Here is an 8495-nt window from a genome sequence, read left to right as displayed (position 1 = left end):
AGGTAAGCACAATGCGGTTTGATGTAGCCAAAGGCTCTCACCACCTGAGCCATGGTCGTATCCATACCTGCACGCATGTCCATGGGCTGAGTAGACAACCAGATTTCATCAATGCGGATCATGTTGCCAGTGCCTTGAGTAATTCTGCCAAGGCAGGTATTTCTGATGTCTGCCATTTTAGCTGAATATCATTATTCGTATGAGGCACGGTGATACACAACGTGATCCTCTCATCAATAGGTTGGCTGATTGCAGCAGTGTAAGGCAAAGCAATAAATGCTGGATTCACATGAGTAGGATCCTGCACGGCACCCTCATGATGGCTGAAGATCCTGATCCAACGACTGACAAGGTTGGCATTAATACTATGTTGCAGTGCGACCGAAGCGATCGAGGTATTAGGATTTTTGCAGGCATTGACAATACTGAGTTTGAATTCTTTGCTGTATGTTCTGCGTTTTTTAGCAACAGGAGGTGTTGCTGAATATATATCCATGTTCATGGATTAAGTCCCCACTTGTTTTTAGGTGGGAACTAAATTAAGGCTTATAGGATCGCTTGGTAAGGCTGTGTTAGCCGGATGCTTACGATGGATTTAGAGATCGCTAAATTGAAACGATCTCTATGAATCACACATATTAGTTCCTTTTACATACATTCTTTTGGATTGATTTTGCTGTATGTTGTCTTGCCATTTTTAGCAGTAATATAAACATCACAGCCTTTATAGATACGAGGAATGTCTGGATCACCGTATAGCAGTGTAACTTTGTAAACAACTAAATTATCTTTAAATACTATATCTTCCAAGCTATCATATCCAACAATTGAGTAGGTTTCATCATCTACAGGATCATAATAGGTCTGGTAAATTTCAAATACAGTATCTATAGATGAATCTGTCGCTGCTGCAAATGTTGCTTCCATTGCTTCTTGCTGAGCATCTGCCAATACAACAGGTGTAATCATTATCAAGCAAAGTGATAGTAATAGTTTCTTCATTCGAACTTCCATAGACTATAAATAGAAAAATGATTTATATAAACATAATGTACTGTTTTATAAAATATTAATTAAAATTCATTAATTTGGCACCATCTGAAGTCAATGGAGTCTGGATAGTCAATATCTCCAGTTGGATAGTCATAATTTAGACTTGTTTTACAGTCAATCGTTTGTGTCTCTGGATCATCTATATCTTTTAATCGTAAAGTAATGAAGTAGTTATGAGATGGCCCCTCATCTAAATTATATTTAAAATCATGATAATTAATTACTCTATGACGATATTGCTTACCATCATCAGCTTCTACCCAAAATATATGTCCTTTAATAGTAGACTGAATTACTTTCTTTCCCACATTTATTGTTTGAGGTGAGTCTGAGTTGTTAGCATAAGCTAATGTTGAAGAAAGTAATAATAAGCTTATTAATGTCTTTTTCATTCTATAAGTTGCTGTATTGTTTGTGATAATTCAGTATAACATTCTGTTGTTGAGCCGTTAAATGCTATCTTTGGCTTATAGTGGAATTCTTGCATTTCAGTTTTGAATGCTACTTCCAGATCATAGACTACTTCTGCTGTTCCAGGTAGTTCAAGCAGGATCTCCTGCTTGTATCTTAAGAGAAGATTCTACTTTTAGATCCTTTTATTTTTAGGGGGGATTACCATACCACGTTGTCTTTTTGCTCCAAAATAGCTCTCATCAACTTCAATAGAACCTACAAACTTTGCTCTTAAATCTGTTTGATGATCGTAGATTGCTTCTCTAAAAAGCATGTACCAATAGTTGATGGTATTACGGTTCAAGTTAAGCAATAAGGCTGTTTTAGAAGCAGGAATATCAATGCAAAAGCACTGAATAATTTTTTTAATCTTATAGTGACTTAATTTACTGTTTTCTATCATGATTCTAGACTAACATATCTATTCTGCTAGTCTAGAGCCTCGACAATTATTAAACAGTAATATACAACAAATGGCATGAGGATTTGTCGTATAAACATATAATACACTGATTTTACAAAGTTTTACTCTACATTATCATTAATCAAAACCTTTAAAATAATATAGTTATGAAATCTTTACGCAACAAAGCCAGAAAAACCACATCTATAGATTCCAACATCAATACACGTTATTCACTTACCATGCACAGACTTTAAAATCACTTCCAACCCAACAAGCTTTCTGTTTAGTAGATCGTATTGCATACCCCCAACGAGAGTTATTTGCGCCTTTCAGTGAGCCGCTAACTTCAGCCACACCAGGCTCAACGATATATACACCGATATCCATAATGTTGCGAACAAGAGGTTTATTCTTATTTAAGTTGGTTAGGTAAAATGAACCTCCTTCACTCGGATTAAAACTGCATTTTCCTTTAAATATAGTTTTACCCTGTTCATCAATCTGACATGTTACTATTTTAGGTGCTGCCATTGAATTTGTACTCAGGCTTAATACCCCAAAACTAACAAGTAAAGCTGCTATCGTTTTTTTCATTTTTTAAATCGCTTTATTTCATTTATTGATAATTACAATATTTTTGTTCACCAAATGGTTCATCATCCCCTAAACTGATAGCGGATACCTTTTGGTTTTTTAATTGCTTAGTGTTTACATCTCCACCCCAAGCATTAAAAATTAGATTGATTGAACCTTCGGGACCACTTCTCACCACATAATCAGCAATCATGCCCTCTCCCCACCCTTCATGGTAACAACCATATTTTAATTTTTTCTCAATCGTATTAAGGCTTTCTTTATTTAAGAAAATTTTTACACCATCTGTAGACAAGTAATCCGTAGCAACTTTTCCGCTTAAGGTTGCATTACTTAAACCGTATTGGTCAAAAGTAGCTACTAATCGATTGCCATTTTTCAGTTTCCAAATTGAGAAACCTTGTTCTTTCTGTGGCATACCCAATTTCTTTTTTAGAGTGCTTAAAGAATCTCCTACTGTAACTTTTACTCCATTTGCAAAAATGAAATCCTCTGCAAATACTCCAGTTGTTATTGTAAGTAAACTTACCAATAAAATAGATTTTGATACTTTCATCCGAACCTTCTTTTCTAACTATATTAATTCAATTGTTAAAAGCTTATACTTTTACACTCTGTGTTTTCCTCCAAACAAATACTCGCATATCCCGTATTTGTTGAAGGTTTATACTTCTGTGAAGATTTCGCTACATTAACTTCTGTATTCGTAGGAGTGTTATAACTTTGTTGTAATCCTACAAAAGACAGCAGACCCTCTGCCAATGCTTGTCCTAATTTTTGATACCCTGCTTCTGAAAAATGAACCCCATCTTTTCGACCTAAACCTTGATTAATCCAAGATTTCATCGAGCATTCACCCCCCATGGCTTGTTGCCAATTCCAATACAAAGTATGCTTTTGCTGTGCAACTTGGTACTGCACATTTTGAATCGCAGTTAATTTAATTGGTCTTATCCCACATTGCCCCGTGATATTTTTTAAGCTTTCTGGTGCTGAAACAATCATAATGGCAGTATCAGGACTCGCTAGACGGATCTGATCAACTTTCGACATTAATAAATTTTTATACTTATCAACATCAATATTGTCGTTAAATGCTTCGTTTGTTCCATAAGCAATAATAATCAATTCAGGCGAAATGCTCTTTAAATTTTGCTGCCACTCCTCGTTCCAGCGATTCCAATATGATAATTCTGCTCCATTAATTCCTAATGCTGAAACAACAGCACCCCCACCATTTTGATTTTTTGCCCACCATCCCCCAATTGCTGATTGTTCTGCATTTGAAGAAGTGATGGTAAATGGTAGCTGTGCCACAAACTCGACTGTTTGCCAGGTATTGTTTTTGATTGGGGCTTCAATCTCAAATTGATGACCTTGTGCATCTCGGCCCAAAAACTTACCATCCGTTGCAGCCTGCCTTAAATTTACTTTGATTTTTTGCGAAAGTTCACTTTGTTTTGATTTAATGGTTAAGGTTGCTCCATTAAACTTAGGGGTAGCGATTAAGCCCCCTAAAGTATAATTTTGATCTCGCTGCTGACGGCTAGAGATTGGCTCCCAACCATTGTTATCGTACCCATAACGGACTAAACGCTGCCCAGAAAAATACATAGGCATTCCCCACCCCATTCCACCATTTCCTAGCCAGTTTTGTAATTGAGTCCTTAACGTTCCTGTCATTACATCAGCCGCTGTATGGGAATCACCGAATTGAACAATATGAACAGATTTATTTTTAAAAGCAGATATTAATTGGTCGGTATTAGGATCATTAAAATTGGTCAAATTACTAGCGTAAACTGGCGATCCGATCGTTAAAATACAAAATACACCTAAATAAACTGACTTTTTAATCAACATAGACTTAACCTGTATTTTATTGAGTTTAATGAATAATTTTTAGATGGCTTGAAATAACTTGTGCAATCAGTTTCTGACCATCTGTTGAAAAATGGATTCCATCAGCACTACGCATTTTAATAGAATTTCCATTTTTAGTAACATATTCATTGTAAATATCGTTTTTTCCACCGAGTAATGGTCTGGAATCAATAAAAAATGCCTGATGCTTTTTCACTTCATCACTAATGACTCGATTTAAATATACCATCTGTTGATTCAACGAATCTTTTTTCATGTTTGGTGGACTCAACCACATCACACTAATTCGATTTTCTTTGGCTGTTTGAATAATTTGAGAAATGCGAGAACGATAGACAGTCTCCCATTCAGGCGATTGAAATTTAAGGTAACTTCCACCTTTAGGGTTTGGCATATCCCAAGGATCATTCGCTCCTAAAAACACGACTAAAACTTTAATTTGCTTATTTGCAGAAATGGTATCTTGAATTGTTTTAGGCCAATCGAAGAAGCTAGGGTACGACAAGCCTGTACTCTGTTTACTTAAATTAATGGTTTTAATATCAAATTTTTCTTGCAAATGCTTTTGTACGTGCGGTGCAACTCCCTGCATTAATGAGTCACCGGCAAAGAAAACTTGGTCTGTTTTGGTCAATGTAAATTGGTCAAGTAAAGCTTGATGTGCCTTTGCTTGTTCTTCTTTCACTAATCTAATTTTTTCTTGTTTCTCAAGTTGTAGTAAGTATTGGCGATATTCTGGTGTATAAGCATAATGCTCATTGTATCGACTTATGATGTCTGTATTCAATTGACCAATCATGGCTTTATCCAAACCATGTTTCGTATATAGAAGATTGCCAATCTGCCCACCGAATGTCCATACTTCAAATTTATCTAACTTAGTTAAAGGACTTTCTCTATGGTAAGTCTGCTGAAAATAGGCATTGACTGAATTTTGCATAATCCAAATTGATAAAAATGCAAAAAAAACCAGGGTAACCAGAATAAAAATATAACTCTGAACATGATCATCAGCTGGACTAAATTCCTGAGCATTAATTTCATATTCAAGCTCTAGCAGTTTTGACTCATTAGAAATTTGCATATATAAATCCAGGAATTCCAGAGGGTGCACAAATGATAATAGTGATGAAAATAGCGAAGAGCGGTACTAGCAATGCATATCTTGGGATCTTTCGTTGATATGAACTTAAATTACTTAATGCCCGATAAACAAATGGGTAAATTACCCAGGCTATCGTTAATAAAGTAAGTAAATATAATGGGTTACTAGTCCATTGGACATTAATATGATTACTCAATAAGGCTCTAAATACCTGCAATGCCTCTTCGAAGGTTTTGGCTCTAAAGAAAACAAAGCAAAAACTAACAAAGGTGATTGTTAAAAATATGCTAGTGGTTTTACCTATCCAACTTGATTTTGCAAAAGCATCACGTGCATGTTTTATGTCTACTTTAAAGACCTTTTGATAGACTTTATCTGAGATATTAAGCAGTACTAATGCTAAGCCGTGTAACAATCCCCAGATAAAAAAATTCCATCCTGAACCATGCCAGATACCTGATAACACCATTGCAATCACTAGATTTAATTGGGTTAGTGTAAAACCACCCCGGCTTCCCCCTAGCGGGATATAAATATAGTCTCGGATCCAGGTAGACAAACTGATATGCCATTTATCCCAAAAATCACGAATGTTGTGGGCAAGTAATGGAGCTCTAAAGTTTACAGGTAATCTAAAACCCAACAGCAGGCCAAAAGCGATCATCATTTCACTGTAGCCGGAGAAATCAAGAAATAGCTGCAAGGTATAACCATAAATCGCAGCTAATATTTCTAAACTATGATATTGCATTGGATTAGCGAATACGGGATTTACCCATTGATCCGCAATCCAACCCGCAATCCACCATTTTTTTATTAACGCTAAAACCAGAAGTATTAAAGCCAAGCTCGGTAATAAAATTTTACGGGGCTGATTCGTCGTTATCTGTGTACTCATTCCACAAGACTGGCCACTAATATCAGTCAGCCCCTTTGCATTCTGAGCACGAGCGATAGGGCCGGCAGTTATAGTTACAAAGAATGAAAAATGCATTAAAAGTTGAATTAAATTAAATCTAGGACAATCTATTTCATTCCTATAACGACTAACCAAATAACTAATCGCTTGGAATGAGTAATAGGAAATGCCTAAAGGTAAAATTAAATTTGCTGCCAATCCGGAATTATCTAAATTAAATTTATCTAAAAATTCAGAAACTATAGGTTTAAAAAAATCATAATATTTAAAGATACTTAGCTGAATTAATGTTATTACAATTCCAGAAATTAATAATTTTTTCTTAATTAAAACATATCGATCCATTAATATAGATATTAAATAAACTATCAGACTAAAGACAAGTAAAATGATGATAGCTAACCCACCAGCCATCAAAAAAACCAGCAAATAACTTGTAATAACGAGAATCAGATTCTGAATCTGAGGCTTATTCCTAAATACCCAATAAATTGCAAAAAATAGAATAAACGACAATGCGAATTCTATAGATAAAAAAGAAAACATTTTTTTATTCAGTTACAAAAAATTACCCAAATATAACATTATTTTTAAAAAAATATTTATTAGATTTATTAATAAATTTATTACATTACTTAAGATAAACTCATTAAATAACCCGAATCCTGTTTAAGCCATTGATCCCATAATTTGAATTTTTGGCTTATTTTGATGGGTAAGTTGATATGCGCATAACGATGCATAGATTCCACTGAGAAATCCAGAAATACTACGTGATTTGCTTGTAACCAGATTGTATTGACCTTTCAATAAGCTGAATAAGGTTTCTATTTTATTGCGCTGTTTCAAGTGATATCCATCAGATTCAGAAAGCTGTATAGACTGCATGTTCTTTCGATGATAGGTAATTAAATCAATACCTTGATCTTTTAATCTATGCTTCGTTTCCTGACTGATATAGCCACGATCTCCATACAGCTTTGCTTCCATACCTTTAACCAATTCCTCAACCATTTTGATGTCGGCTATATGTCCATTGGATAAAGCAGAGCAAGCTATTTCTCCAAATTGATTCATCACAATATGTAATTTACAGCCATAAAACCATCCCATTGAGCTTTTACCACGAGATGCGATTTTTGCTAATGATTTATGACGCTGGATGCGTTGATTTTTACAAACTGGCAGAGTCGTTGAATCAATCCATAAATATTGACTCTGTTGACCTTTCGTCAAAGCTACATGTAAAGCATGTAGCGCCAATTGATGCATATTGATCAGGTGGATCATCCTTTGGTAACAGGGTAAGCTTTTAAATAAATGTCTTTTATCCTGTTTCAACCATGAGAAGAATGCTTTGAAATTATTGAAATGAGAGCATTTATACCAAACAGCGATAAAGATGATTTCTGAAATAGTTAATTGTGCAGCTCGGATTCTTGAGTAGCGACAGCTTTGCTTGAGGAATTTCCAATAAGTTGCTTCAAATTTAATAAAGAAATCATCAATTACACAGAATAATTGGGTACTATTAAACATCAGGACTAGAGTTGTGAGTTTTGTGTGGTAACTCAACTGATGGCTCTAGTCCGCTTATTTTTCAAGTCAATTTCTTATCCGAGATTCGGGTTAAATAACATAATGAATGGCACTGAACTATATAATTTTTTTAGCCCATAAAGGCTTTGTTGCACAAACCTATCTGTAAAGGGTTTTTCAGCGATATAATTTTCAAATGAAGAAGCCTACACACAAAATCTACCGCACAACCAATTGGCCCGCATATAACCGAGCACTCATGAGTCGCGGAAATATTGCCATTTGGTTTGATCCTGCTACGCAATGGTATGCGCCATCAAAAGGCAAACAAGGGCGAAATCAAACCTACTCCGACGCAGCCATCCAATGCTGCTTAATGATTAAATCCTTATTCCGTCTGTCTTTACGTATGGTCACTGGCTTTGTGCAAAGTCTGATTAAACTTTGCGGATTAAATTGGATAGCTCCAGATTACACCACGCTTTGTAGAAGACAAAAGCATATTGATATTGTAATCAGCTACCAAAAAAGTAGCGATGGGC

10 protein-coding genes and 1 pseudogene are annotated in these 8495 nt (G+C 35.3%); 1 reads left to right on the top strand and 10 read right to left on the bottom strand.

All coding sequences use genetic code 11. The features are described from left to right. Positions 1-118: 118 nt before the first annotated feature. The 10 genes and pseudogenes from FTU83_RS16250 to FTU83_RS16205 all read right to left on the bottom strand — a co-directional run bounded on the left by FTU83_RS16250 (position 119) and on the right by FTU83_RS16205 (position 7953). Positions 119-502, bottom strand: coding sequence for a transposase (locus FTU83_RS16250; RefSeq protein WP_001055589.1), 384 nt, complete (start codon positions 500-502; stop codon positions 119-121). 146 nt (positions 503-648) lie between these two features. Continuing rightward, complete coding sequence (locus tag FTU83_RS16245) at positions 649-1002, bottom strand: hypothetical protein (protein ID WP_180076605.1); 354 nt, start codon at positions 1000-1002, stop codon at positions 649-651. 71 nt (positions 1003-1073) lie between these two features. Next, positions 1074-1445, bottom strand: coding sequence for a hypothetical protein (locus tag FTU83_RS16240; RefSeq protein ID WP_180107313.1), 372 nt, complete (start codon positions 1443-1445; stop codon positions 1074-1076). Positions 1446-1672: 227 nt separating this feature from the next. After that, positions 1673-1909 (bottom strand): annotated as a pseudogene (locus tag FTU83_RS16235) (IS1595 family transposase); the annotation flags it as partial. Between the two features lie 237 nt (positions 1910-2146). Further along, entirely contained in the window at positions 2147-2506 is a 360-nt protein-coding gene (locus FTU83_RS16230; RefSeq protein WP_180107311.1) for a hypothetical protein, read from the bottom strand. A gap of 22 nt (positions 2507-2528) precedes the next feature. Further along, positions 2529-3062, bottom strand: a complete 534-nt coding sequence (locus FTU83_RS16225; protein ID WP_176538036.1) for a hypothetical protein — start codon at positions 3060-3062, stop codon at positions 2529-2531. A gap of 35 nt (positions 3063-3097) precedes the next feature. Further along, positions 3098-4369: an SGNH/GDSL hydrolase family protein gene (locus FTU83_RS16220; protein WP_180107309.1), complete on the bottom strand. Its 1272-nt coding sequence runs from the start codon at positions 4367-4369 to the stop codon at positions 3098-3100. A gap of 25 nt (positions 4370-4394) precedes the next feature. Then, positions 4395-5474 (bottom strand): DUF459 domain-containing protein, encoded by a 1080-nt coding sequence (locus tag FTU83_RS16215; RefSeq protein ID WP_180107307.1) that lies wholly within the window; start codon positions 5472-5474, stop codon positions 4395-4397. Further along, positions 5461-6828: an MBOAT family protein gene (locus FTU83_RS16210; protein ID WP_286383517.1), complete on the bottom strand. Its 1368-nt coding sequence runs from the start codon at positions 6826-6828 to the stop codon at positions 5461-5463. The genes FTU83_RS16215 and FTU83_RS16210 overlap by 14 nt, the downstream gene beginning before the upstream one ends. A 255-nt stretch (positions 6829-7083) precedes the next feature. Next, positions 7084-7953: an IS982 family transposase gene (locus FTU83_RS16205; RefSeq protein WP_180107316.1), complete on the bottom strand. Its 870-nt coding sequence runs from the start codon at positions 7951-7953 to the stop codon at positions 7084-7086. Positions 7954-8149: 196 nt separating this feature from the next. Between FTU83_RS16205 and FTU83_RS16200 the strand changes: the two genes are divergently transcribed. Next, positions 8150-8495 (top strand): transposase (locus FTU83_RS16200; RefSeq protein WP_171493085.1); only part of this gene is annotated, 346 nt, incomplete at its 3' end.

Origin of the sequence: Acinetobacter sp. YH12152 (assembly GCF_013418285.1) — a bacterium.
Classification (GTDB): Bacteria; Pseudomonadota; Gammaproteobacteria; order Pseudomonadales; family Moraxellaceae; genus Acinetobacter; species Acinetobacter amyesii.
This window is presented reverse-complemented; position numbering and strand designations above follow the sequence as displayed.

Excerpts from the sequence above, each read along its gene's own strand:
- FTU83_RS16225 (WP_176538036.1), bottom strand. The coding sequence starts at position 3,062 with ATGAAAGTATCAAAATCTATTTTATTGGTAAGTTTACTTACAATAACA.
- FTU83_RS16210 (WP_286383517.1), bottom strand. The coding sequence starts at position 6,828 with ATGGCTGGTGGGTTAGCTATCATCATTTTACTTGTCTTTAGTCTGATA.
- FTU83_RS16250 (WP_001055589.1), bottom strand. The coding sequence starts at position 502 with ATGAACATGGATATATATTCAGCAACACCTCCTGTTGCTAAAAAACGC.
- FTU83_RS16205 (WP_180107316.1), bottom strand. The coding sequence starts at position 7,953 with ATGTTTAATAGTACCCAATTATTCTGTGTAATTGATGATTTCTTTATT.
- FTU83_RS16220 (WP_180107309.1), bottom strand. The coding sequence starts at position 4,369 with ATGTTGATTAAAAAGTCAGTTTATTTAGGTGTATTTTGTATTTTAACG.
- FTU83_RS16230 (WP_180107311.1), bottom strand. The coding sequence starts at position 2,506 with ATGAAAAAAACGATAGCAGCTTTACTTGTTAGTTTTGGGGTATTAAGC.
- FTU83_RS16245 (WP_180076605.1), bottom strand. The coding sequence starts at position 1,002 with ATGAAGAAACTATTACTATCACTTTGCTTGATAATGATTACACCTGTT.
- FTU83_RS16215 (WP_180107307.1), bottom strand. The coding sequence starts at position 5,474 with ATGCAAATTTCTAATGAGTCAAAACTGCTAGAGCTTGAATATGAAATT.
- FTU83_RS16240 (WP_180107313.1), bottom strand. The coding sequence starts at position 1,445 with ATGAAAAAGACATTAATAAGCTTATTATTACTTTCTTCAACATTAGCT.